General features: G+C 40.7%; 22 protein-coding genes and 1 riboswitch. Of the genes, 16 read left to right on the top strand and 6 right to left on the bottom strand.

The features are described from left to right. Window positions 1-5: 5 nt before the first annotated feature. The gene (locus CKW03_RS16745) at window positions 6-188 is read right to left on the bottom strand and encodes a hypothetical protein (protein ID WP_093100438.1); all 183 of its coding nucleotides are present in this window, start codon (window positions 186-188) and stop codon (window positions 6-8) included. 1,286 nt (window positions 189-1,474) lie between these two features. On the opposite strand from CKW03_RS16745, the gene CKW03_RS16740 reads away from it, so the two are divergent. Continuing rightward, window positions 1,475-2,866: an APC family permease gene (locus tag CKW03_RS16740; protein ID WP_093100436.1), complete on the top strand. Its 1,392-nt coding sequence runs from the start codon at window positions 1,475-1,477 to the stop codon at window positions 2,864-2,866. Between the two features lie 64 nt (window positions 2,867-2,930). On the opposite strand, the gene metE is transcribed toward CKW03_RS16740, so the two are convergent. The 3 genes from metE to CKW03_RS16725 form a co-directional block, all read right to left on the bottom strand. Further along, complete coding sequence (gene metE, locus CKW03_RS16735) at window positions 2,931-5,240, bottom strand: 5-methyltetrahydropteroyltriglutamate--homocysteine S-methyltransferase (RefSeq protein ID WP_093100435.1); 2,310 nt, start codon at window positions 5,238-5,240, stop codon at window positions 2,931-2,933. 75 nt (window positions 5,241-5,315) lie between these two features. Then, window positions 5,316-5,414: riboswitch (SAM riboswitch) on the bottom strand. 276 nt (window positions 5,415-5,690) lie between these two features. Beyond that, window positions 5,691-6,380: a response regulator transcription factor gene (locus tag CKW03_RS16730; RefSeq protein ID WP_093100433.1), complete on the bottom strand. Its 690-nt coding sequence runs from the start codon at window positions 6,378-6,380 to the stop codon at window positions 5,691-5,693. Window positions 6,381-6,398: 18 nt separating this feature from the next. Next, window positions 6,399-8,270 (bottom strand): sensor histidine kinase, encoded by a 1,872-nt coding sequence (locus CKW03_RS16725; RefSeq protein WP_093100431.1) that lies wholly within the window; start codon window positions 8,268-8,270, stop codon window positions 6,399-6,401. A 126-nt stretch (window positions 8,271-8,396) separates the two neighbouring features. On the opposite strand from CKW03_RS16725, the gene CKW03_RS16720 reads away from it, so the two are divergent. Continuing rightward, window positions 8,397-8,780: a hypothetical protein gene (locus tag CKW03_RS16720; RefSeq protein ID WP_093100430.1), complete on the top strand. Its 384-nt coding sequence runs from the start codon at window positions 8,397-8,399 to the stop codon at window positions 8,778-8,780. Window positions 8,781-8,844: 64 nt separating this feature from the next. Here the strand turns inward: CKW03_RS16720 and pyk are convergent, their stop codons facing one another. After that, window positions 8,845-10,278 carry a pyruvate kinase gene (gene pyk, locus CKW03_RS16715; protein WP_093100428.1) on the bottom strand — a complete coding sequence of 478 codons (1,434 nt, stop codon included), beginning with the start codon at window positions 10,276-10,278 and terminating at the stop codon, window positions 8,845-8,847. A 111-nt stretch (window positions 10,279-10,389) separates the two neighbouring features. Next, window positions 10,390-10,890, bottom strand: a complete 501-nt coding sequence (locus CKW03_RS16710; RefSeq protein ID WP_093100426.1) for an IPExxxVDY family protein — start codon at window positions 10,888-10,890, stop codon at window positions 10,390-10,392. A gap of 266 nt (window positions 10,891-11,156) precedes the next feature. On the opposite strand from CKW03_RS16710, the gene CKW03_RS16705 reads away from it, so the two are divergent. The 14 genes from CKW03_RS16705 to rpsS all read left to right on the top strand — a co-directional run bounded on the left by CKW03_RS16705 (window position 11,157) and on the right by rpsS (window position 24,271). After that, complete coding sequence (locus CKW03_RS16705; RefSeq protein ID WP_079643602.1) at window positions 11,157-11,393, top strand: acyl carrier protein; 237 nt, start codon at window positions 11,157-11,159, stop codon at window positions 11,391-11,393. A gap of 27 nt (window positions 11,394-11,420) precedes the next feature. After that, window positions 11,421-12,674: a beta-ketoacyl-ACP synthase II gene (gene fabF / locus CKW03_RS16700; RefSeq protein ID WP_093100424.1), complete on the top strand. Its 1,254-nt coding sequence runs from the start codon at window positions 11,421-11,423 to the stop codon at window positions 12,672-12,674. A gap of 80 nt (window positions 12,675-12,754) precedes the next feature. Continuing rightward, entirely contained in the window at window positions 12,755-13,492 is a 738-nt protein-coding gene (rnc, locus tag CKW03_RS16695) for a ribonuclease III (RefSeq protein WP_093100423.1), read from the top strand. A gap of 186 nt (window positions 13,493-13,678) precedes the next feature. Continuing rightward, window positions 13,679-15,058, top strand: coding sequence for a histidine--tRNA ligase (gene hisS, locus CKW03_RS16690; protein ID WP_093100488.1), 1,380 nt, complete (start codon window positions 13,679-13,681; stop codon window positions 15,056-15,058). Between the two features lie 279 nt (window positions 15,059-15,337). After that, window positions 15,338-16,333 carry a pyruvate dehydrogenase (acetyl-transferring) E1 component subunit alpha gene (gene pdhA, locus CKW03_RS16685; RefSeq protein WP_093100421.1) on the top strand — a complete coding sequence of 332 codons (996 nt, stop codon included), beginning with the start codon at window positions 15,338-15,340 and terminating at the stop codon, window positions 16,331-16,333. A gap of 42 nt (window positions 16,334-16,375) precedes the next feature. Next, the gene (locus CKW03_RS16680) at window positions 16,376-18,034 is read left to right on the top strand and encodes a dihydrolipoyl dehydrogenase family protein (RefSeq protein ID WP_093100420.1); all 1,659 of its coding nucleotides are present in this window, start codon (window positions 16,376-16,378) and stop codon (window positions 18,032-18,034) included. 310 nt (window positions 18,035-18,344) lie between these two features. After that, window positions 18,345-19,523: a serine hydrolase domain-containing protein gene (locus CKW03_RS16675; protein WP_373865685.1), complete on the top strand. Its 1,179-nt coding sequence runs from the start codon at window positions 18,345-18,347 to the stop codon at window positions 19,521-19,523. 19 nt (window positions 19,524-19,542) lie between these two features. Continuing rightward, the gene (locus CKW03_RS16670; RefSeq protein WP_093100417.1) at window positions 19,543-19,902 is read left to right on the top strand and encodes a CoA-binding protein; all 360 of its coding nucleotides are present in this window, start codon (window positions 19,543-19,545) and stop codon (window positions 19,900-19,902) included. A 319-nt stretch (window positions 19,903-20,221) separates the two neighbouring features. Continuing rightward, complete coding sequence (locus tag CKW03_RS16665) at window positions 20,222-21,454, top strand: glycoside hydrolase family 88 protein (protein WP_093100487.1); 1,233 nt, start codon at window positions 20,222-20,224, stop codon at window positions 21,452-21,454. 175 nt (window positions 21,455-21,629) lie between these two features. Continuing rightward, complete coding sequence (gene rplC / locus CKW03_RS16660; protein ID WP_093100415.1) at window positions 21,630-22,247, top strand: 50S ribosomal protein L3; 618 nt, start codon at window positions 21,630-21,632, stop codon at window positions 22,245-22,247. Window positions 22,248-22,252: 5 nt separating this feature from the next. After that, window positions 22,253-22,882, top strand: a complete 630-nt coding sequence (gene rplD / locus CKW03_RS16655) for a 50S ribosomal protein L4 (protein ID WP_093100413.1) — start codon at window positions 22,253-22,255, stop codon at window positions 22,880-22,882. A gap of 1 nt (window position 22,883) precedes the next feature. Then, a complete protein-coding gene (rplW, locus tag CKW03_RS16650; protein WP_093100412.1) occupies window positions 22,884-23,174 on the top strand; it encodes a 50S ribosomal protein L23 in 291 nt (96 codons plus the stop codon). 6 nt (window positions 23,175-23,180) lie between these two features. Beyond that, window positions 23,181-24,005, top strand: a complete 825-nt coding sequence (gene rplB, locus CKW03_RS16645) for a 50S ribosomal protein L2 (protein WP_093100410.1) — start codon at window positions 23,181-23,183, stop codon at window positions 24,003-24,005. Further along, window positions 24,005-24,271, top strand: a complete 267-nt coding sequence (gene rpsS / locus CKW03_RS16640) for a 30S ribosomal protein S19 (protein WP_002997495.1) — start codon at window positions 24,005-24,007, stop codon at window positions 24,269-24,271. The genes rplB and rpsS overlap by 1 nt, the downstream gene beginning before the upstream one ends. The last annotated feature ends 6 nt before the right edge of the window (window positions 24,272-24,277 follow it).

Genomic DNA, 24,277 nt, shown 5'->3' with positions numbered 1-24,277 from the left:
AAAGTTTAATTGGTTCCTCCCCGTCCACCAAATAACTTTGAGATCAACCATATTACGAGGACAACGGCGCCGATCACTAAGATGATACCCCACCACATCCCTGCTTTAAAAATTCCTTCAATTAACGAACAGCTGCTGAACAATGAAGTTGTCAGAGCCAGTGCCAAAAATCCAATATATCTATTCATAGTTTCTGTGTTTAGTTTATTAAACAATTTCAAAAAGATAATGTTTGATTTTGGGGTATTCAGGGGGACATGATTTTCTACGTTACTTTTGAAGCGCAAAAGTAACCAAACCGACGAAGGAGCTCACGGATACTAAAAACAACTCGAATCCGTAAACGCTTCGGCTCATTTAAGATGGCTTTTCGCACCATCCAACACAAATGAAAAGAATGCCTTGATGTCGGGAATATCTTCCAAAATATCATCCCCTTTGATGGGATGATATTTTGGAAGCATTCCAAGGCCAATCCCATCGCACAGGTCAACGGCATTCTTTCCATTTTTCCGCCATTGGAAATGAGCCGGGTGCTAAAGGGCTTCCTTCGGAAGGGGAGGTGTTTGTAGAAATTGGGAACCCCTGTAAGGGGTGAAATCTTTTTAGAAGTGTGCATTGTCTAACGGATAACCCCTAGCGGGGGTGAAATATTTTTCTGCTATTCTTCCTAAAGAAAACAGTTTTTTCATCTTACGATGACAACGATCCTTAAAAAAATATAAAATAGATTCTTCGCTTTGCTCTGAATCCCTCTCAGGAATCTTTCAATTCTGAACGATGAGTGAAGAATCTGTACGATAATGCCCCTCATGACCTTGTCATTCTCCATCGAAGATGGAGAACCTATACGCCATTCCATTCATGGTTTGTATGGTTCCGAGACACTTCGTTCCTCAGTGTGACACCGGAAAAAGAAAGGCATTTTTAGCAATGTACCGCCCTAGAAGGGCAGAATTATTTTAGAAAATGGTATGGAACAATATAGAGGTAATGCAAAAACGATGCTCGATTAATCGAACATCGTTTTTGAGCGACTTCAAGGCTAACGTGCCATGCCTGCTAAAATAATGGAACCCCTCTGGGGTTCTATATTTAAAAAATAAATGAGTTAATTTATTTTCATTGCCAACATGCTGTCATCACCTTCCGATAAATTTAGTCCAAATTTTTAATTCTCAGGATGGCACTGCCAAGAAACAGCGTTTTTGCGCTACATCCATGCCATCATGCCATGCTAGCTAAAATAATGGAACATCTCTGAGGTTTTATCTCTAAAAATGAAATACCATTCATCAGCACTCCACTTTCCTCAATTTCAAAAAATATTGCCAATACGCTAATTCTTTACTATGCCTTGATAATCTGTATTTTGACTCTTATGGCTAATAATTGTGGTAACAACAATTTTATGAAATAAGAAAATTATTAACATATAAATTATTTGTACGTTTGGTGAAATTTATAACCAATTATGAATAAAAAACTCAATTTATGGGACTCCATTATGATTGTCATGGGTTCTATGATTGGAAGTGGGATCTTTATTGTTTCATCGGATATGATGCGACAATTAGGGTCGGGCTATTGGCTGATTGCCGTATGGCTGATTACTGCGATTGCGACCATTGCTGCCGCAATCTGTTACGGTGAACTTTCTTCCATGTATCCTAAAGCTGGTGGACAGTACACCTACCTCACCGAAGTTTTTGGGAAAATGACTGGCTTCTTGTATGGCTGGAGCTTATTCGCCGTCATCCAAACCGGTACCATTGCTGCCGTTGCGGTTGCTTTTGGGAAGTTTGCGGCTTACCTCTTTCCGCAACTGAATGATGCCCCGCCCATTTATCAGAATGGCAGTTTTATGATTACCTGGATGCAAATCTTAGCTATTGGAATCATCTTGCTGCTCACCTTTATCAACAGTAAAGGGGTGCGAAGTGGAAAGATCGTGCAATCTGTCTTTACCTCTTCCAAAGTCATTGCCCTATTGGCGCTGATCATAGGTGGGCTTTTATTGATCCAGAGCAACCAATTCTCAGGAAACATGAGCTTTGGTTGGTCGGCAACCCAGAACTTGGACCATTCGAGCTGGAAGGAAATTTCTGGAAATGTGCTGCTTGGTGGGATTGCTGCCGCGATGGTGGGTTCGGTGTTCAGTAGTGTGGCTTGGGAAAATGTAACCTTTGTGGCAGGTGAGATCAAGAATGCAAAAAAGACCGTAGTGATGGCGATGGTGATAGGGACCAGCTTGGTGATGATCTTGTATCTGTTTGCCAATTATGTTTATTTGGCGACGCTGAATCGGGAAGAGATTGCTTTTGCTGCCAATGATCGGGTTGCGATTGCGGCTGCTGAGAAGCTATTGGGCAGTGCAGGGACTATTATCATGGCAGTGTTGGTGATGATCTCCACCTTCGGATGTGTGAATGGAATTGTGCTTTCAGGTGCAAGGGTTTTCCAGAGCATGGCCAAGGACGGCCTTTTCCTGAAGCAGGCGATCCCGAACAACAAGAATGATGTTCCGGAAAGGTCCTTGTGGTTTCAGGGAATCTGGGCCTCGCTATTGTGTTTGAGCGGACAGTATGGGAACCTATTGGATATGGTCTCCTTTGTGATCGTGATATTCTATATGATCACGGTACTGGCGATGATGTATCAACGTTGGAAGAGGCCAGACATCGAGCGACCTTATAAAACCTTCTTGTATCCTATTCCTCCCTTGGTTTATCTATTGATCGGCGCAGCATTCTGTATTTTGTTAATCCTGTATAAACCACAATATACTTGGCCGGGCTTTATCTTGATCCTAATGGGGGTGCCGATCTATTATTTTGCGAATCGAAGGAAACCTAATATAAAATAAATAACAAGTAAAAGGCCGAACAAATAGTTGCTCGGCCTTTATTATTATAAATTACTAATGTTGCTTATTCAGCTCTTAGGATTTTGGCAGCTTCTACCATTGATTCTAAGGCAGCTTTGGTTTCTGGCCAAGCACGAGTTTTCAGACCACAGTCAGGGTTTACCCATAATTGCTCGGCAGGAACTACTGCTTTTGCCTTGCGTAATAAGTTAACCATTTCTTCTGTGCTAGGAACACGAGGAGAGTGGATATCATAAACACCTGGACCGATATCATTTGGATATTTGAAATCTGCGAAAGCATCTAACAATTCCATTTGGGAACGAGAAGTTTCGATCGTGATCACGTCAGCATCCATAGCCGCGATATCTTGGATAATATCGTTGAACTCAGAATAACACATGTGCGTGTGGATTTGCGTATCATCATCAACATTGGATGAAGAAACACGGAATGCACGTACAGCCCAGTCTAAGTATTCTTGTTGATCAGCTTTGCGTAGAGGAAGACCTTCACGGATAGCTGGCTCATCAATCTGGATGATTTTGATACCTGCTTTTTCCAAAGCTTGAACTTCGTCCAAGATAGCCAAAGCGATTTGGTAAGTAGTTGTAGAACGAGGTTGGTCGTTACGAACGAATGACCATTGTAAGATCGTTACAGGACCGGTCAACATACCTTTTACAGGACGGTTAGTCAATGATTGTGCATAAGCAGACCAACGAACGGTCATGTCTTCAGGACGGTAAACATCACCAAAAATAATTGGAGGTTTTACACAACGAGAACCGTAAGACTGAACCCATCCGTTTTGAGTGAATGCGTATCCAGCTAATTGCTCGCCGAAGTATTCCACCATGTCATTACGTTCGAATTCACCATGTACCAATACATCGATATCTAGGTCTTCTTGTAGACGGATAGTTCTTTCAGTCTCAGCAGCGATTTCTTTATCGTATTCTTCTTGAGAGATAGCACCTTTTTTCAAGTCAGCTCTCCATTTACGAACATCTTTTGTTTGTGGGAAAGAACCGATTGTAGTGGTCGCAAATCCTGGAAGGTTGAATTTAGCTTGTTGAGCTTCTTTACGAGCATTGAAAGTAGAAGTACGCTTAGCATCTTCATCAGTGATGTTGCTAACACGGTTTTTAACCTCAGGTCTGTGGATCAATGGAGAAGTACGACGGCTTTCAGCAGCTTCTTTGTTTGCTTCGAAACGTTTTTGGGTTTCAGCATCCACTTCACCTTCAGCCAATACAGCTAGATCTTTTACTTCAGCTAATTTCTGTTTAGCGAATGCTAACCAGTTTTTCACTTCAGCAGGTAGAGACTCTTCATTGTTCTCATTGTCTAGATCAAATGGAACATGCAATAAAGATGAAGAAGGAGCAACCCATACGCGGTCTTTTCCTAAAGCATCAACTGCTTGTTTGATTTTTTTCAATGAGTTTTCGTAGTCGTTTTTCCAAATGTTACGGCCTTCAACCACTCCTAAAGAAAGGGTTAGAGAAGCAGGAACTTTGGATAATATAGTGTCAAGTTGGTTTTCACCACGAACTAAGTCAAGGTGTAACGCATGCACAGGAAGATTAACAGCGATGTCTTCGTTGTTTCCTAGTGCCTCGAAGTAAGTGGCAACGATTAATTTAATGCCTTTGGCAGCAGCAGCTAACTTTTCGAAAACTTTTCCGTAAAGCGCTTTTGTAGCATCATCGATATCCAAAGCCAAGAAAGGCTCGTCGATTTGTACATATTTTGCGCCAGCATCAGCAAGTTTAGCCAAGATCTCTTCGTATACAGGAAGTAATCTGTCGATTAGATCGATACGGTTAAAATCAGCTTCTTTTTCTTTACCTAACAATAGGTAAGTGATAGGGCCAATCAGGACAGGTTTTGTTTCGATACCTGATTGTTTAGCTTCATTGTATTCGCTTAGGAATTTCTCTGAAGTCAATTTGAATTCTTGATTTTTTACGAATTCAGGAACGATATAGTGGTAGTTGGTATCAAACCACTTCGTCATTTCCATAGCAGTTACATCCACGCCACCTTCTTGGAAACCACGAGCCATCGCGAAATATAAGTCTAGGTTATATTGGCGATCGATTTTGTTCAAAAGGGAGTTGTAACGAGCCGGGATAGCTCCAACAGTTAAGGATAAGTCTAGGACTTGGTCATAGAATGAGAAATCATTTGATGGGATCAATTCGATACCTGCATCTTTTTGAGTCTTCCAATTGCTTTCACGGATTTTAAGTCCAGCCTGCAATAATTCTTCCGCGCTGATTTTCTTTGCCCAGTAAGCTTCATTAGCTTTCTTCAGTTCACGGAAAGCACCCACACGTGGGTAGCCTAAATTGTTTGTTAATAGCATATAGTTCTCTACTAAATTAAATAAATTTCAATAAGTCTTTTTGCTAAGAGAAGGCTACCTAGGATTCCTGTAACCAGCTTATCTTTCCCAATCGGGGTAGAATGTAGCACCTTGTCAAGAGACAGGTTGCTAAGGCTTCATCGGGTCTAGTCCCTCTGCCTTTCTCTATAAGCGTCGGCTAAGTTATGGATAAGATTTTTATTTTCCAAGGAAAAAGATTTTAGATCTGAGAATTCAGATATGAGAAAGCGAGGGTTTTCGATATTTTAGTTCTTTGAGTATGAGAGAAATCATGGTTTAAAAGTAGATGGATAGAATTCTATCAAAAAAGGGGCAAAAATACTTTTGCCCCTTTATATATTTTGATTTTGTATATGTTTAAAATATCAAGCATTGGTGTTGCTAATATCTCATATCTCACATCTCACATCTCATATCTCACATCCATCCTTAGCTAACCAACAACTTATACCCCTTGCCATGTACATTGACGATTTCCACGTTTGGATCTTCTTTGAGGTATTTCCTTAGTTTACTTAAGAATACGTCCATGCTGCGGCCGGTAAAGTAGTTGTCATCATGCCATATTTTGATCAAGGCTTCTTCGCGGGTCAAGACATCGTTTTTCTTAAGGCAAAGTAAGCGCAGTAACTCGGCTTCTTTGGTAGAAAGTTTTTGTTGCTGACCTTTGTATGAGATGATCTGGCTGGTATAGTCGAAGAAGTAATCACCGATTTCAAACTTGTCCGATACCTCTTCTTCTTTGTCCTTGGAAGCTCTTTTTAATAGCGCATTTATTCTCAATAAGAGTTCTTCTACACGGAAAGGCTTAGTGATATAGTCATCACCACCTAGTTCGAAGGCTTGGGTTTTATCCTCCATCATTCCTTTTGCCGTAGCATAGATGATAGGGACCGTTTGATTGATCTTACGGATATCCTTACCAAGGGAGAAGCCGTCTTTTTTGGGCATCATGACATCCAAGATGCAAAGGTCAAATTCCTCTTTGCGGAAGGCATCCATTCCTTCTTGACCATCTGTACAAAGTACGACGTCAAATTTTCCTTTTAATTCAAGATAATCCTTCAGTAATTCGCCCAGATTAGGATCATCTTCTGCTAATAATATCTTTTGATTCATACTTTTCTCTTTCTTATGTTATGCTACTTCCTTGGATGCGTCCTTTAAAGGAAGAGTTACTTCAAATTGTGTGCCTTTATCTTTTTCGCTTTTAACGGAGATTTTCCCGTTCAGTCTTTTAATGATATCGTTAACATAGCTTAGACCTAGTCCGAAGCCTTTCACGTTGTGGATATTTCCCGTAGGTATGCGATAGAACTGATCAAATATCTTTTCCTGTTGGTCCTTGGTCATTCCCATGCCCTTGTCTGCAACGGATATTACGATAGTGTTCCCTCTATTAAAAGTCTTAAAAGTGATTTCTGGTTTTTCTTGAGAGTATTTAATTGCATTATCCACCAGGTTGAACATCACATTGGAGAGGTGAAGTTCATCACCGACAACCAGGTCATTTCCTGCTGATATGTCGATGTTCAGGGTGCCATCGGCCTTGTCCATCTGTAGGCGCATGCTCTCTAGGACCGCATTGGCCAATGAATTGATATGCACATTGGTGCGCTCGATCTTTAAGTTCTCCTTCTCCAGTCGGGCGATGTTCAGCACGCGTTCGATATGCGAGCCTAAACGGACGTTTTCATCGTAGATAATGTTTGCTAGTTTATTGACACGCTTGCCATCTGCTGATATTTCAGGGTCACGCAAAGACTCGCTGGCGATCATGATGGTGGCAACCGGTGTTTTGAACTCATGGGTCATGTTGTTGATGAAATCGGTTTTCATCTCTGACATCTTCTTCTGCTTGAAGATGATGCTCAGGGTATAGGCAAAACATCCGATCAATAGCGCTAATAAGGCCAGGATGGTCGGGAATAACCAATAGCCCATGGTTTCAGCAATTATTCCGCCTTTGTTTGGGAAATGTATGCTGAGCTCGCCTGGCGCATTGCCTCGGTCACCTTGGAATAGCCTTGCGGTATAGATCAATGGATTATTGACTTCCTTGAGTTGCTCGTTGTTGAATTGATAGACCCCTTGGAAAACGGGCATCTTATTGAAATCCTTGATCTCCATAACGAAGGAGGATTTAATGCCTCTTTCTTGAAGTTCATGGATCAAGAGATTGACGGTTTTCTTGCCGTTGATACGTTCCGCCAATGGTCTTTTGGATAATTCCATTCCCATGGCAACATCAGCAATTACAGAGCTTTTCTTGCCACCTAACATAGCGATGGTGTCATATAACGTTGCGGCTTCCGATAGGCGCTGTCCTCGCAGGTTATTGAGTTTGATCTCCAGTTCTTCGATCTTAGATAAGGTCTTGGAATCATAACGGGGAGGGAGGGTCCTGATCTGGTAGGCAATTGCTTCTGTGGAAGGTGGGTTGAATACGGGGATCAGGTATCGGGTGCTATCGTCTTTTTGGGCAACCCTGGGAACTACTCTGATGGCTTCCACATTGGTGAACTCGCCAATGGTGTTGTCCGAGGTCAGGCCTTGTTCCAAGGTAATTCGCACAAGGTGCTTGTATTCTTTTCTCTTTAAATAAGTTTCATAGAAATCATTGCTGATAGGGACAGCAGGGAATTGCTGGTTCAGTTCTCTTTCCAAGAAATTGAATCTGGTGGTATGCGCAAAAGCCCTTCTCTGCAAGGTCTTGATGCTGTCTTGATATTGAAGCTGTAGAGCAAGGATCTTCTCGTTCTTTTGGATACGTTCTTGGTCAATCCTGAACTTCTCTTGGTTCAAGCGTTCCTGCTCCCTTGCAAAATCATAGATTTCTTGGCGTTCGATTTTATTGGCCACTGCCGATAAGGAGGCCTTGACTTCCTCATCAAATAGTTTGGACTCCTTGATAAAGGATTCCCGCACAAAATAATATTGCATCGCCATTACGCCGATCAGCGCGATGGACATAAGCCAAATAATCAATGCAATACTTCTTTTTTTCATTTGTTACAAAAGTAATAAGGGAAAACAGCTAATTTTCTCATTTAACACATTTTAACAGCAATATTTTAGCTTTTTTAGCAGAATAGGATTTCCTTTGTTAAAGAATTATGACTTAAGGCACTGATTATGAAAAAATTCATCTTGATTTCTATCTTGTTGTTGATTTGGGTGATTCCTTCCTCAGCTCAAAATACTCAAAATATTCAAAAAAAGAAACCATTAGAATTTAAATGGGATGGCAACTCCAAGGATAGTTTAAAGAGGTTCAACATCCCTTTGCTGGATTCTTTGGATAAATCGATAGAGATCCCGAATGCCTATAAGGGGCAGAAGGGTTTGCTTTCGACTCCAAACGCTATACAGAAACAACAGGATGATTCAGTGATCTTGGAGAAAAAACTGTCAGGTGGGGAAAGTGTGAGGATGCCAGGGACTCAAAAACTGGAAGAGAATGGCAAAATTGTCAAACAAGACCCTGAGACGCTCAAATCGCCACTGATAAAGAAATGATTTGAAAAATATATGCATAAAAAAAAGAGCCCCTTTGAGGCTCTTTTTTTATGTCTTCTTATAATTATTTTACTTCAGAAACACGGATTGTGTTTGTTCTACCTTTCTCATGAAGAGGGGTAGAAGAAGTGTTGATTACGATCTGACCAGGTTCTACCAAGTGACGTACTTTCAATAAGTCATTCACATCTTGGATCGTACCATCAGTAGATTCATATTTTTCGTAAATGAATGCTTTCACACCCCAGCACAAGCTAAGCGTACGCAACAAAGTTTTGTTACCAGTGAACACATATATGTCAGCATCTGGGCGGTAGCTAGAGATTTCCATGGCAGTATAACCAGAAGAAGTCATGACAGCAATTGCTGACGCATGAGTTTTCTCCGCCAAGAAGATCGATGAACTACAGATAGCATCAGGAATACGAGTTACTGGAACAGTTCCCAATTGCTCTTTTTCGCTGTAGTAAGGGTATGAAGTCGCTTCAACGTGGGTAATAACTTTCGCCATAGTCTCGATAACGATCTCTGGGAATTCACCAACTGAAGTTTCACCACTCAACATCACAGCATCAGCACCATCGATTACCGAATTAGCTACGTCATTTACCTCTGCACGAGTAGGGCGAGGGGTAGTGATCATACTTTCCAACATCTGGGTAGCAATGATAACCGGTTTTGAAAGGTTACGACATTTTTGAGCAATGATTTTTTGAAGTCCTGGTACTTCTTCCATTGGAAGTTCAACACCTAGGTCACCACGAGCAACCATGATCGCATCCGTAGCTTCGATAATGCTGTCGATATTTTCGATAGCCTCAGGCTTTTCGATTTTCGCGATTACTTTAGCGTGAGAACCTTTTTGCTTGATGATTTCTTTACATTGTTTGATGTCTTCAGCAGAACGAACGAAAGACATAGCGATCCAATCAGCACCATGGTCAAGTGCAAAGTTCAAGTTGTCTAAATCTTCTTCCGTTAATGAAGGGATAGAAACTTTTGTATTCGGAAGGTTAACACCTTTTCTTGAAGTCAAGATACCACCGTGAACAACCTCACAAGTCACTGTGTCCAAATGGTTTGTTGATAACACGCGTAACTGCAATTTACCGTCATCCAAAAGGATGATTTCATCTTCTTTAACGTCGTTAGGGAAGTTGTCGTAAGTGATGTAGATTTTCTTTTCGTCACCGATTTGCTCGTGCGTAGTCATTTCTACTGTGCTACCGTTGACAAGGATTGCACCACCTTCTTTCATTTTTCCGATACGGATTTTAGGGCCTTGTAAATCGGCTAAAATACCTACGTTGAAAGGGTGTTCTTGGTTGATTTCGTTGATTGTGTTGATTACCTTTAAGTGATCTTCCTGGGAACCGTGTGAGAAGTTAAGGCGACATACGTCTACCCCTTTTGCAATCATACGGGTTAAAACATCTTTTTTTGAAGAAGCCGGACCTAGTGTGGCAACAATTTTGGTCCGCTTTTTTAGTTTATCCATTTAAATTAAATTTTAAATTTATATTCTCTATTAAGTCTTTTCCTGCTTTATTCTCCCCTTAAAGCAGATGATTAGGTTTATGTGTATAAGTTACACTATCTTAATAATCCGCTAAAATATCAGATTTTCTTTAGATTTCAATATTGTTGGGTCTATTTCTTTTACTAAAAGAACTTCCGGAATAGACTTAATGTTTTCTAAAAGAGCATCTAAATCCTCCTCGTCGATAAAATGTTTGATCATCAGGAAGTAATCAAAGCTACTAATTTCAGGGATCAACGCAGCACCTTCTACCGAGCGATTGCTCAGCAAATAGAATTCAAATTCGAAAGTCTGGTTATGATATCTGAAGATGTTGTAGTGATTTTTGACGACGGGTTTGTTTTTTTTGGATTCAAAAAGAATGTGGTAATCCAGTTCGTCCTTGGGTTTTTCCTTGTTATGGCCGTTATGGTCCATGTAATCTTCCTTCCCGTAGACTAGTTGGAGTCCGGTGTGCTTGTTGATAAAGTGGCAAAGTCTGTAATCTCTCAAAACCGAACTGATCCCAATGAGGACAAAATCGAGTTCCAGGTCAAAGTCAGTTTCGAGTTTAAAGGTTATTTTGCTCAAGTCAATTTGTTTTGATGATTTACAAAATTACGTTTTTACTGCATTTAAGTTTGAAGGTTAAGTAAAAATATCATTAAATATGCATTAAGTTTGTAAAACTTTATTTGTTTTAGTATTATTGGATTAAGGTTAATTAATAAGGTATTAAAAACTTTATTTAGGATGACTTTGTTCTTTATTTAATTTCAAAAGTCAAAAAGATTTGATTTTTGGGAATATTTATTTTTTCTTTGCACAGATTTATTAAACAATTAAACTAGAAAATCATGTCAGATATCGCATCAAGAGTAAAAGCAATTATCGTAGAAAAGTTAGGTGTAGACGAAAATGAAGTGACACCAGAGGCTTCTTTCACGAATGATTTAGGTGCAGACTCACTTGATACAGTTGAGTTGATCATGGAATTCGAGAAAGAATTCAACGTTGCAATTCCTGATGACCAAGCTGAAAACATCAGTACTGTAGGACAAGCAATCGCTTACTTAGAAAAAAACGTTAACTAACTAATTTTATTAGGCCAAACATCATAAATGGAGCTTAAGAGAGTAGTTGTAACAGGATTAGGCGCACTTACACCTATTGGTAATTCCGTTTCCGAATACTGGGATGGATTAGTAAACGGTGTAAGTGGAGCCGCTCCTATCACGCACTTCGATGCGTCAAAATTCAAAACACAGTTTGCCTGCGAAGTCAAAGGTTTTGATCCACACGTCTATATGGACCGTAAAGAAGCCCGTAAGATGGATCCCTTTGTGCAATATGCTATTGCTTCTACCGATGAGGCAGTAAAAGACGCAGGTTTAGATTTCGATAAATTAGACAGGACGCGGATTGGTGTAATTTGGGGTTCTGGAATTGGCGGTTTAACAACTTTCACTGAGGAAGTTGCACAATTCTCCAAAGGCGACGGTACGCCTAGGTTCAATCCTTTCTTTATTCCCAAAATGCTTATCGATTTAGCACCTGGTCATATTTCTATGCGCCATGGGTTGCAAGGTCCAAACTTCTCATCTGTTTCTGCATGTGCCTCGGCTACCAATGCAATGATTGATGCCTTCACTTACATCCGTTCGGGAAGGTCTGACATTATTATCACTGGAGGGTCCGAAGCTACAATCAATGAGGCTGGTATCGGAGGTTTTAATGCCATGCACGCGCTTTCCACAAGAAACGACGATCCTAAAACAGCATCTCGTCCATTCGACAAAGATCGTGATGGATTTGTATCTGGCGAAGGTTCTGGAGCTATCATATTGGAAAGCTTAGAGCATGCATTAGCGCGTGGAGCGAAAATTTATGCTGAGGTTGTAGGTGGTGGAATGAGTGCGGATGCATACCATATCACTGCTTCTCACCCGGAAGGATTGGGAGCTAAATTGGCCATGACAATGGCAATCAAAGATGCTGGTATGGATTTCTCGGATATTGATTATATCAATGTCCATGGAACTTCAACACCAGTGGGAGATGTTAGTGAAACCAAAGCGATTGTTGACCTATTCGGTGAGCATGCTTATAATCTGAATATCAGTTCTACAAAATCCATGACTGGTCACCTTCTAGGTGCAGCAGGTGCTGTAGAAGCTATTGCCTCTATCTTGGCAGTTAAGAATGATATTGTACCTCCAACGATCAATCACTTCACAGATGATCCTGAAATTGACAGCAAACTGAACTTCACGTTCAACACAGCGCAAAAAAGAGTTGTAAATGCTGCCTTGAGTAATACCTTCGGTTTCGGAGGCCATAATGCAACAATTATTGTGAAAAAGTATAATGGTTAAAATGTACTCATTTTCACCATGCTAAACATTTAAATAGGTAGTTGCATTTTTCAACTACCTATTTGTTATTTATAGTTACCATGCCTATCACACAGGTCTATAATCTATATCTGTCACCAAATCGAAATTACGTTCGAAAGCTAAAGAACTTGCTTGGGTTCGTACCGGGCAATATACGTCTTTATCAAATGGCCTTCAGACATAAGTCTGTTGCGGTCATGATCAAGGATGGAGTAAAAAATAGCAACGAGAGGTTGGAATTCCTTGGTGATGCGGTGTTAGGTTCTGTGGTGGCTGAATTGCTCTTCAAGCTCTATCCCTACAAGGATGAGGGCTTCTTGACCGAAATGCGGTCCAAGATCGTATCGAGGGCAAACTTGAACCAACTTTCCCGTAAGTTGGGTTTTAATGAGATGATTGAGTTCGATGCCCGAATGATCAGTTATCCAAACAAACAAGGTTCTCTTCTTGGTGATGCCTTTGAGGCGTTGGTCGGTGCAGTCTACCTGGATAAGGGTTATACCTTTACGAGGGAGTTCTTGCTGTCCCGAATCATCAAACCCCATGTTGATATCCAAACCCTAGAAGTAACCGAAACAAACTTCAAAAGCCGCTTGATCGAATGGTGTCAGCACAACAACAAAGAGATCAGCTTTATGCAGGTCGATAACCCAGAAGGAGAATCCAACAAGATGTTCTCTGTAGTGGCAGTTGTGGATGGCGAAGAATGTGGCCTTGGCCGCGACTTCAATAAAAAGAGCGCCGAAAAGATCGCTGCCGAGCGAGCTTGCGATTATTTAAAGATATTCGAAGAATAGAATTGAGAAATAAGATGTTAGATTTGAGGTATCAAATCTGATTAGACATCGTTTTCCAACATTCTTATTGATTCCATGGTTTTAATGATTTCAGCATCGCTAAGTTCTTGAGAAGGTTAATATCTCTATACTCAAATCTCAAATCTCCCATCCATTTTTTCATGTCTAATGTCTATCTTTGCGGCTATGGCATCAATTAAACCATCTTTAGCAAAGGGTACTCGTGATTTTTCGCCCCTTGAAATGGATAAGCGTAATCATATTTTCAATACCTTAAAATCTATTTTCAGGAAATACGGCTATTCCGAGATCCAGACTCCTTCATTCGAGAATTTAAGTACTTTGACAGGTAAGTATGGTGATGAAGGCGACAAATTAATCTTCAAGATCTTGAATTCGGGTGATTACTTGAGTAAAGCTCCAGCTGAATTGTTGGAAGCCAAAAACTCCATTAGCTTGATCTCACATATCTCTGAAAAAGCATTGCGCTATGATTTGACAGTCCCATTTGCTCGATACGTGGTGATGCATCAAAATGATATTGCACTTCCTTTCAAGAGGTTTCAGATCCAGCCAGTTTGGCGTGCTGACCGTCCGCAAAGAGGACGTTATAGAGAATTCTATCAATGTGATGTGGATGTGGTAGGTTCAAGCTCATTGTTGAATGAAGCGGAATTTATCCTGATCTATAATGAAGCCTTGGCAAAATTAGGACTGAAGGATTTCAATATCAAATTAAACAATAGAAAGATCCTTTCCGGGATTGCCGAAGTGGTTGGAAAGCCAGAATTGATCGTCGATATGACGGTGGCAATTGACAAACTTGATAAGATCGGTTTGGAAGGAGTAAACAAAGAATTACTGGAGCGTGGATTTACAGATGAGGATTTAGCTATCCTAAAACCAATCATCGAATTGCAAGGATCCAATGCAGATAAAGTAGCTTCTATGAAATCAGTGCTTTCCAATTCGGAAATCGGAATGAAGGGCATCGCTGAGCTCGAAGAAGTCTTTGAGTACATCAAGAAATTCGGACGTGAAGATCTTCTTGAAAAGATCGTCGAAGTGGATATCACCTTGGCGAGAGGCTTGAACTATTACACCGGCTGTATCTTTGAAGTGAAGACCAATGAGGTCCAAATGGGAAGCATTGGTGGTGGCGGTCGATATGATGACCTTACGGGCATGTTCGGGTTGAAGGACCTAACAGGAGTAGGGGTGTCATTCGGAGCAGATCGCATCTATGATGTGTTGGAAGAATTAAATCTTTTCCCACAAGCAGGGTCGGCGAGTACAAAGTTGCTGATCGTGAATTTTGAGGAATCCTTAGAAGCTTATACCCTGCCTTTGATGTACAGGTTGAGAGAAGCTGGAGTGGCGGTAGAATTGTATCCGGCAGCCGTAAAACTAAAAAAACAGATGAGTTATGCTGATTCCAAGGGCATACCTTACGTTCTTTTGGTGGGTGATGAAGAAGCTGGATCTGGTCAATTATCTTTGAAGAACATGGAAACTGGAGAGCAAGAGAAATTGACAATTGATGAGTTAATAGAAAAATTGAAATAATTGAAGCGGTCCTTAGAGACCGCTTTTTTTGTGACCTGTCCTTTGCTCGGAGAAACCACGGGAGCTAGGAAGCCTACATGGACCCCCCATATATCCATTCTTGCCAATGATTTAGTCAGTTGCATATTCGAGGAGTAGTTGCTGAGGGAGCTGCGGATTGTGGTATTATTTTGACATTATCCGTATAAAACAGTGAAATGTAAACTAAAAATTATCAAAAATCTCGTTAATATTGATTAAATTTGTGGTCAGTTTAGTAAAGAAATTCAATACTTAGAAATGAGTTCAACACCTATAACAAAAGAAACCTACCTAGAGTGGTATGAATCCATGCTGCTCATGCGCAAATTTGAAGAGAAATCCGGACAGCTTTATGGACAGCAAAAGATTCGTGGATTTTGTCACTTATACATTGGACAAGAAGCCGTAGTTGCGGGTACCATGTCAGTGATCAAACCAGAAGATTCTTTGATTACAGCATATCGTGACCATGCCCATGCTTTGGCAAAGGGTGTGTCTGCAGATGCTTGTATGGCTGAATTGTTTGGTAAAGTTACAGGCTGTTCAAAAGGTAAAGGCGGCTCGATGCACTTCTTCTCCAAAGAACACAAGTTCATGGGAGGTCACGGTATCGTAGGTGGTCAGATTCCTTTAGGTGCAGGTATTGCTTTTGCAGAGAAATATTTAGGAACAGACAATGTAAACATCTGTTATATGGGTGACGGAGCTGTACGTCAAGGTGCTTTCAACGAGACCTTGAATATGGCGATGTTATGGAAATTACCAGTGATTTTCGTTTGTGAAAACAACGGTTACGCGATGGGAACTTCTGTAAAACGTACTACCAACATGCAAGATATCTACAAAATGGGTCTTGGTTTTGATATGCCAAGTGCTCCGGTAGATGGAATGGATGTGGTTGCAGTTCACAACGCCATGGACGAAGCTGTTCAACGCGCTCGTGCAGGTGAAGGCCCAACTTTCTTAGAAATCCGTACATACCGTTACAAAGGACACTCGATGTCTGACCCAGCGAAATACCGTACGAAAGAAGAATTGGAAGAATACAAAGAAAGAGATCCAATTATTGCTGTAAAGCATGCTATTGTTGAGAATAAATATGCTGATCAAGCTTGGTTTGATGAAGTAGAAGCAAAAGTGAAGAAAATCGTAGACGAATCAGTGAAATTCGCTGAAGAGTCTCCATATCCAGATGCTTCTGACATCTACAAAGATGTTTATGTACAAGAGGACTATCCTTTTGTCATGGATTAATTAATGATAATTACTTTAACTTATATAGAACATTCCTAAACGATGGCTGAAGTAGTAAGAATGCCAAAAATGAGCGACACCATGACTGAAGGTGTAATCGCTAAATGGCACAAAAAAGTTGGTGATAAAGTAAACTCAGGAGACCTTATTGCAGAGGTTGAAACTGATAAAGCGACAATGGACTTCGAATCATACCAAGAAGGTACTTTGTTGTACATCGGCCCTAAAGAGGGAGATGCAGTTCCAATCGATTCTGTGATCGCTGTATTGGGTGAAGAGGGTGAAGACTACGAATCTCTAATTAAAGGAGATGCTGCACCTGCTGAGAAGAAAGAAGAGCCAAAAGAAGAATCCAAAAAAGAAACTAAAGAAGATAAAACTGAAGAAGCTGCTCCAGCGGATTCAGGAAGCAATGTAACGGCAGAAGACTTAGGTGTCACTGTTATTACCATGCCTTTATTGAGTGATACCATGACTGAAGGGGTTATCGCTCAATGGAACTTCAAAGTAGGGGATACCATTAAATCAGACGATGCTATCGCTGACGTAGAAACTGATAAAGCGACTATGGAAGTTACTGCTTATGCTGATGGTACCTTGTTATATGTAGGTCTAGAAGCTGGACAAGCTGCGAAAGTTAATGATATCATTGCGATCGTAGGTCCTGCTGGAACTGATGTAACGCCTTTGTTGAACCAAAAATCTTCAGCAGGTGCTAAATCTGAATCTAAGAATGAAGAAGATAAACCTGTTGTTCAAGAAAGCAAATCCGATGCTCCTGTTGCTGCATCCTCTTCATCAAGCGATTCAAGAATCAAAGCTTCTCCTTTAGCTAAGAAAATTGCTAAAGAAAAAGGTATTGACTTGAGCCAAGTGAAAGGTTCTGCAGAAAACGGTCGTATCGTAAGAAAAGACGTTGAGAACTTCAAACCATCTGCAGCTCCTGCTGCTGCGGCTTCCGCTGCACCAGCTGCTGAGTCTGAGGCGAAAACTATCAGCTTACCACAATTTGTTGGTGAAGAGCGTTTCACTGAGAAACCTGTTAACCAAATGCGTAAGACGATCGCTCGCAGATTGTCTGAGTCCCTATTCACTGCTCCACACTTCTACTTGACTATCAGTGTAGATATGGACAATGCAATGGCTGCTCGTGCACAGATCAATGAAGTAGCTCCAGTGAAAGTTTCATTCAACGATATCGTGGTTAAAGCGGTTGCAGTTGCCTTGAAACAACACCCTAACGTAAACTCATCTTGGTTAGGTGATAAGATCCGTTACAACGAACATACAAATATTGGTGTAGCAATGGCTGTTGAAGATGGTCTATTGGTTCCAGTTGTTCGTTTTGCTGATGGTAAATCACTTTCTCATATCTCTGCTGAAGTGAAAGACTTTGCACAAAAAGCAAAAGCTAAGAAACTACAGCCTTCGGATTGGGAAGGATCAACTTTCACCGTTTCCAACCTAGGTATGTTCGGTATCGATGAATTCACATCGATCATCAACTCACCTGATGGCGCTATCCTTTCGGTAGGTGCTATCCAACAAGTTCCAGTTGTGAAAAACGGAGCTGTTGTTCCTGGAAACATCATGAAGTTGACATTAGGTTGTGACCACCGCGTGGTAGATGGTGCTACAGGTGCTCAATTCCTTCAAACTTTAAAAGGACTTATCGAAGCTCCGATTCGTTTACTAGCGTAATCAAAGAGTCCATAAATAACACAAAAGCCAGCAGATCTTGCTGGCTTTTGTGTTTTATCAGCCTTAACCATTCAGAGACCAATCCCTAAAATTCCTTTCCTTAATTTTTACCGAATTGCAATATGTGAAAAATTGAACCGTTTACTAATTATCAGGAATTAATACTGATAATGGGGCAATACTTTAATGTAACTATACTTTTATCAAAAGAAAGCTAATTTTTATTGTAATTTGTCACAATATATAGTAATTTGTCTTGATAATCATTTGAGATTACTAGCATTAAAAGAATCAGATTAGGAGCGTGTCAATAAAAAATTTATTATTCGTATTGGGGTTGGGGACATTTGCGATGTTCTCCTGTTCTTCGCCAGAAGCAAAACAAAAAGAGATAAAAATAGATCAGGCCAAAAAAGATAGTGTTGCACTGATTTATGATTCCACGAAAGCAGATAAGCAGATCGATGCTTTTATGCAAAACCTACACAAGAAATCCGCATTTAATGGGAATGTATTGGTAGCCAAAAAGGGAAAGATTCTTTATCAGAATTCCTTTGGCTGGGCCGATTATCTTTTGAAAGATAGCTTGAACATCAATTCTCAGTTCGAGTTGGCTTCTGCATCTAAGCCTATCACAGCTTTGGGCGTGATGAAACTGGTGCAGGAAGGAAAGCTGAAATTGGAAAATACCGTCAACGATTTTTATCCTGATTTCCCGTATCCAGGGATTACCATTTCGCAATTGCTTTCTCACCGTTCTGGGTTACCAAACTATGTTTACTTTTCTGAAGAAGCATGGCCAGATCGCAAAAAGCCGATGTCCAATCAGGATGCCATGAGCCTCCTGATCGAAAAGCATCCCAACCGTTATGGTGCCCCAGATGGTAGGTTCCATTACAATAACTCAAACTTTATGGTCTTAGCTTCCATTATTGAAAAAGTAACTGGAAAAGACTTTGCCGTATACATGAAGGAAAACATCTTCGATCCTGCCGGTATGAAACATACTGCGGTATATTCGACAGCGGTGTACGAGAAGACCCCTTCCAATGTTATGGGACATGATAAGGTATGGCGCCGTTCAGTAGTCCGCAATTATTTAGATGGGCCAGTTGGCGACAAGGGTATTTACAGTACCGTTCAAGATATGTACTTATTGGACAGGGCGATCAATGAAGGCCGCTTGGTCAATAAAGGCGTGCTGGATTCTATGTATATGCCTAGAAGTGATGCAAAACGCAGCTTATTCAGCTATGGGTACGGCTGGCGTACCTTTAGCCCACCCGATAATCCTATCGTTTACCATACGGGTTGGTGGCATGGATTCAAGAGCCTTTACGTGCGTGACCTGAAAAACGATGTGACCATAGTTTTGTTAACTAATATGGCAAATGGTAGTTTGAATCACCTCGATGATTTGTATAAAATCTTAGAAATGCCTATTTTGAGACAAAATGCTTATAACTCAAGTGGAGAATTAGTAAATTAAGATAACCTAACAACAATATATGAAAAAGACCTTGATTTTAGGTGCGAGTACCAATCCGGCAAGATATTCGTATTTGGTGGCCAATAAATTGGCTAGAAAAGGACATCCAATCGTGAATGTTGGACGTAAGACAGGAAAAGTTGCTGGCGTAGAGATCGAACCTGCAGAGGATATTCATACCGACATAGATACGATGACCTTATATGTAGGTCCGCAGAACCAGCCTCAATACTATGATTATATCTTGAAGACCAAGCCGAAGCGTATTATTTTCAACCCAGGTGCTGAAAATGCTGAGCTAGCAGACAAAGCTAGGGAGAATGGGATTGAAGTCGTAGAAGCTTGTACTTTAGTGATGCTGAATACCGGACAATACTAATCCATAGCTTAAAGATTTAGTAAAAGGACAATGATTTTTCATTGTCCTTTTTTGTTGGATCTGTTCGGGTCCCATTCGAGACACATTCGAGACACATTCGGGAAATCTTCCGGTTTGCTCCGAATTTGCTAGCCCCACGGTCTGGTCCATTTTGCGAAAATTCCGAATGTGTCCCGAACAAGATCGAATGATCAATCCTTACCAATGCTGTTGCTTTTATCCTGAATGAAAACGTTGTAGTAAATAATTGTTTATTTTTTGTTTTTATATGACTATTTTGTTATTCCTAAAGAATATCAATTTATTTAAAACCATTAATATGAAAGGCATTTTTTCAACCTTAGCCATTTGTTTGATTAGCTTACAGGTCTCAGTCGGGCAGGAGCGTGACCTGAAACTGAGTTCCAAATTTGTTGATGATCAGCTTAAGGCTTCCGCTGAGCAATACCAAAATTTAGTTTCCGTCGTACCTGAAAATAAATTCCCCAAAACTTTTGAAGGGGGAAAACAGGAATTTTCCAATTCTGCTTGGTGGTGTTCCGGATTTTATCCCGGCACCTTGTTATACCTTGGCGAAGCGACTTCGGATCCTAAACTAAAACAGGCCGGACTTGATAAGCTGAAGGACCTAGAAAAAGAACAGTACAATAAAGGAACCCATGACCTGGGCTTTATGCTGTTCTGTAGTTTTGGAAATGCCTTAAGATTGACCGGCGACAGTAGCAAATACCAGCCGATACTGGAAACAGGAGCTGAATCCTTGAGCAGCCGTTTTAACCCTACGACAAAGACGATCCGTTCTTGGGACCATAATGTTTGGAAGTTTCCAGTGATCATCGACAATATGATGAACCTGGAGTTCCTGATGCAGATGGCAAAGACTACCGGCAACAAGAAATATTCAGATATCGCAATTACCCATGCGAACACAACCTTAAAGAACCATTTCCGTAAAGATAATAGTTCTTACCATGTGATCGATTATGATCCGCAATCTGGCGCTGTGCTTGCTAAGCAGACCGCACAAGGTGCGGCCGATGAATCGGCTTGGGCTAGGGGACAGGCTTGGGGCTTGTACGGATATACCATGATGTACAGGGAAACCAAGGATAAGGCTTATTTGAATCAGGCAAAGAAGATTGCCAACTATATATTGAAGAGTCGAAACCTACCGGAAGACCTGGTTCCATATTGGGACTTTGATAAGGATAAGATCCCAACTGGTGATAAGACCTATTCCAGAAGAAGCCTGAGGGATGCTTCGGCGGCCGCAATCATTGCCTCTGCACTGATCGAGCTATCTCAATATACCAAAGGCAAAGAGTCTACAGAATATCTGAGAAAGGCCGAAGGCATGCTTAATAGTTTATCTTCAAGCGCTTATTTTGCGAAGAAAGGGACCAATGGGGGCTACTTATTGGAGCATAGCGTAGGGGCATTGCCCTTGGATTCGGAGGTGGATGTGCCATTGACTTATGCCGACTATTATTATGTCGAGGCTTTAGTCAGGTATCAACGACTATTAGATGGCGAGCCAGCCATCAAAATATAGAAAAGAGAATATTTTGGAGCCCCGGAAAAAAACCGGGGCTATTTTTTTTAAAAATAATTGACTAACTGTTTGATAGTTATAAAATTGTTTGTACTTTTGCAGTCCCTAAATGGGGAATTGTGTCTTGAGCGAAGCCCTACTGCTTCGATGGACGTTTAATTAATTAATTTATAACATGTCAGGAATTATTGGTAAAAAAGTAGGAATGACCAGCCTGTTCAATGCTGAAGGGAAGAATATCCCTTGTACAGTAATCGAGGCTGGGCCGTGCGTGGTTACGCAGATACGTACGGAAGAGAAGGATGGTTATTCGGCAGTTCAACTTGGCTTTGATGAAGCTAAAGAAAAGAACACAACAGCCCCTCTAAAAGGACATTTTGCAAAGGCAGGAGTTAGTCCTAAGCGTAAACTAGTTGAATTCAAAACTTTCACAGATGAGAAGCAACTAGGAGACATCGTTGATGTTACTTTATTTGAAGAAGGCGAGTACGTAGATGTAGTTGGTACTTCTAAAGGTAAAGGATTTCAAGGTGTAATGAAGCGTCATGGCTTTGGTGGTGTAGGTGGTGCGACTCACGGTCAGCACAACAGACTACGTGCACCAGGTTCATTGGGAGCTTCATCTTGGCCTTCAAGAGTATTCAAAGGAATGCGTATGGCGGGTCGTACAGGTGGCGAGAGAGTAAAAGTTCAAAACTTACAGATTTTGAAAGTTTACGCTGAACAAAACCTAATTGTTGTTAGTGGTTCCGTACCAGGAGCTAAGGGTTCATATGTAATCGTAGACAAATAGTAGAGATGGAAGTTAAAGTATTAAATTTATCAGGAAAAGAAACAGGTGCCAAGGTGCAACTTCCTGAATCGGTATTCGGTGTAAAGCCTAGCGACCATGCGATCTATTTGGATGTGAAACAATACTTAGCGAACCAACGCCAAGGTACACACAAATCAAAACAACGTAATGAAATCGCGGGTTCTACTCGTAAATTACACAAACAAAAAGGAACAGGTGGTGCTCGTGCGGGTTCTATCAAATCTCCATTGTTTAATGGTGGTGGTCGTGTATTCGGTCCTCAACCTCGTGACTATAGCTTCAAATTGAACAAAAAATTAAAGCAATTAGCACGTAAATCTGCATTATCTTACAAAGCACAAGAGAACAATGTTGTGGTATTGGATGAAGTGAACTTCGATTCAATCAAAACTAAGAACTACGTTGCTTTAGTAAATGCATTAAACCTTGCTGACGAGAAAACTTTATTGGTATTGCCAGCATACAATAACAATGTTTATTTATCAAGCAGAAACTTGAAGAAAGCAAAAGTTATCGTAGCATCAGATTTGAATACATACGATGTATTGAACGCTACGAAATTATTGTTAACTGCAGATTCTGTTAAAACTTTGGAGGAAGCATTCGCTAAATAATATGGAAATTATTAAAAAACCTATTTTAACTGAGAAAGCTTCATTGTTAACGGAAAAATTAAACCGTTACGCTTTCAAAGTAGATCATAGAGCAAACAAGATTCAAATCAAAGCTGCAGTAGAGCAAATGTTTGGTGTGACTGTATTAGCAGTAAACACAGCAGTTGTTGCGGGTAAGGCAAAAAGCCGTTACACGAAAGCAGGATTTGTTTCCGGAAGAAGCCCTAAATATAAAAAGGCCATCATTACAGTTAAAGATGGTGAAACTATTGACTTTTACAGTACACTATAATAAGAAATGGCAGTTAAAAGATTCAAACCGGTTACCCCTGGTACTCGCTTCAGAGTAGGTGCTGATTATTCAGACGTTACAACTAACGTTCCTGAGAAATCATTAGTAGTTAGCATCAAGAAATCAGGTGGTCGTAATAACTCCGGTAAAATGACTATGCGTTACATCGGTGGGGGACACAAAAAATCATACCGATTAATAGATTTCAAACGCGATAAAAAAGATATCCCTGCAAAAGTTGCTACCATTGAGTACGATCCAAATCGTACTGCACGTATTGCATTATTGCACTACGCAGATGGTGAGAAACGTTACATCATTGCACCAGCTGGATTAACAGTAGGTCAAACAGTGATCGCAGGCGAATCAGTAGCCCCAGAAGTAGGTAATACTATGCCATTGGCAAACATCCCATTGGGTTCGATCATCCACAACATCGAATTGAATCCAGGACAAGGTGGTTCCATTGCACGTTCAGCAGGTACATATGCACAATTGTCTGCACGTGATGGTAAGTATGCTATTATCAAATTGCCTTCAGGCGAGACTCGTATGATTTTATTGACATGTGTTGCTACGATCGGTTCGGTATCGAACGCTGAGAAAGCAAACCAAGTATTGGGTAAAGCAGGTCGTAAACGTTGGTTAGGTCGTCGTCCTAGAGTTCGTGGTGTTGCGATGAACCCGGTTGATCACCCTATGGGAGGTGGTGAAGGACGTTCATCAGGAGGTCACCCACGCTCACGCACAGGTGTATTAGCTAAAGGCTACAAAACACGCTACAAGAAGAAAACATCGAATCGTTACATCATTGAGAGAAGGAAAAAATAATGGCTCGTTCAATTAAAAAAGGTCCTTATATCGATCACAACTTAGAAAGAAAAGTTCTTTCTATGAATGAAACAAACAAGAAATCAGTAATCAAAACTTGGTCTCGTAGATCAATGATTTCACCTGATTTTGTTGGTCATACCTTCGCAGTGCACAACGGGAATAAATTCATTCCGGTTTATGTAACAGAAAATATGGTTGGTCACAAGCTTGGTGAATTTGCGCCTACGCGTACTTTCAGAGGCCACGCAGAAAAGAAAAAATAATAGGTA

The sequence above is a fragment of the Sphingobacterium mizutaii genome (assembly GCF_900187125.1).
GTDB lineage: Bacteria > Bacteroidota > Bacteroidia > Sphingobacteriales > Sphingobacteriaceae > Sphingobacterium > Sphingobacterium mizutaii.
The sequence above is the reverse complement of the archived record's forward strand: the minus strand, read 5'-3'. Positions and strand labels throughout refer to the sequence as shown.

Bases quoted from the DNA above. Each gene is read 5' to 3' on its own strand.
- CKW03_RS16745 (WP_093100438.1), bottom strand. From the start codon at position 188: ATGAATAGATATATTGGATTTTTGGCACTGGCTCTGACAACTTCATTG.
- CKW03_RS16740 (WP_093100436.1), top strand. From the start codon at position 1,475: ATGAATAAAAAACTCAATTTATGGGACTCCATTATGATTGTCATGGGT.
- metE (WP_093100435.1), bottom strand. From the start codon at position 5,240: ATGCTATTAACAAACAATTTAGGCTACCCACGTGTGGGTGCTTTCCGT.
- CKW03_RS16730 (WP_093100433.1), bottom strand. From the start codon at position 6,380: ATGAATCAAAAGATATTATTAGCAGAAGATGATCCTAATCTGGGCGAA.
- CKW03_RS16725 (WP_093100431.1), bottom strand. From the start codon at position 8,270: ATGAAAAAAAGAAGTATTGCATTGATTATTTGGCTTATGTCCATCGCG.
- CKW03_RS16720 (WP_093100430.1), top strand. From the start codon at position 8,397: ATGAAAAAATTCATCTTGATTTCTATCTTGTTGTTGATTTGGGTGATT.
- pyk (WP_093100428.1), bottom strand. From the start codon at position 10,278: ATGGATAAACTAAAAAAGCGGACCAAAATTGTTGCCACACTAGGTCCG.
- CKW03_RS16705 (WP_079643602.1), top strand. From the start codon at position 11,157: ATGTCAGATATCGCATCAAGAGTAAAAGCAATTATCGTAGAAAAGTTA.
- fabF (WP_093100424.1), top strand. From the start codon at position 11,421: ATGGAGCTTAAGAGAGTAGTTGTAACAGGATTAGGCGCACTTACACCT.
- rnc (WP_093100423.1), top strand. From the start codon at position 12,755: ATGCCTATCACACAGGTCTATAATCTATATCTGTCACCAAATCGAAAT.
- hisS (WP_093100488.1), top strand. From the start codon at position 13,679: ATGGCATCAATTAAACCATCTTTAGCAAAGGGTACTCGTGATTTTTCG.
- pdhA (WP_093100421.1), top strand. From the start codon at position 15,338: ATGAGTTCAACACCTATAACAAAAGAAACCTACCTAGAGTGGTATGAA.
- CKW03_RS16680 (WP_093100420.1), top strand. From the start codon at position 16,376: ATGGCTGAAGTAGTAAGAATGCCAAAAATGAGCGACACCATGACTGAA.
- CKW03_RS16670 (WP_093100417.1), top strand. From the start codon at position 19,543: ATGAAAAAGACCTTGATTTTAGGTGCGAGTACCAATCCGGCAAGATAT.
- CKW03_RS16665 (WP_093100487.1), top strand. From the start codon at position 20,222: ATGAAAGGCATTTTTTCAACCTTAGCCATTTGTTTGATTAGCTTACAG.
- rplC (WP_093100415.1), top strand. From the start codon at position 21,630: ATGTCAGGAATTATTGGTAAAAAAGTAGGAATGACCAGCCTGTTCAAT.
- rplD (WP_093100413.1), top strand. From the start codon at position 22,253: ATGGAAGTTAAAGTATTAAATTTATCAGGAAAAGAAACAGGTGCCAAG.
- rplW (WP_093100412.1), top strand. From the start codon at position 22,884: ATGGAAATTATTAAAAAACCTATTTTAACTGAGAAAGCTTCATTGTTA.
- rplB (WP_093100410.1), top strand. From the start codon at position 23,181: ATGGCAGTTAAAAGATTCAAACCGGTTACCCCTGGTACTCGCTTCAGA.
- rpsS (WP_002997495.1), top strand. From the start codon at position 24,005: ATGGCTCGTTCAATTAAAAAAGGTCCTTATATCGATCACAACTTAGAA.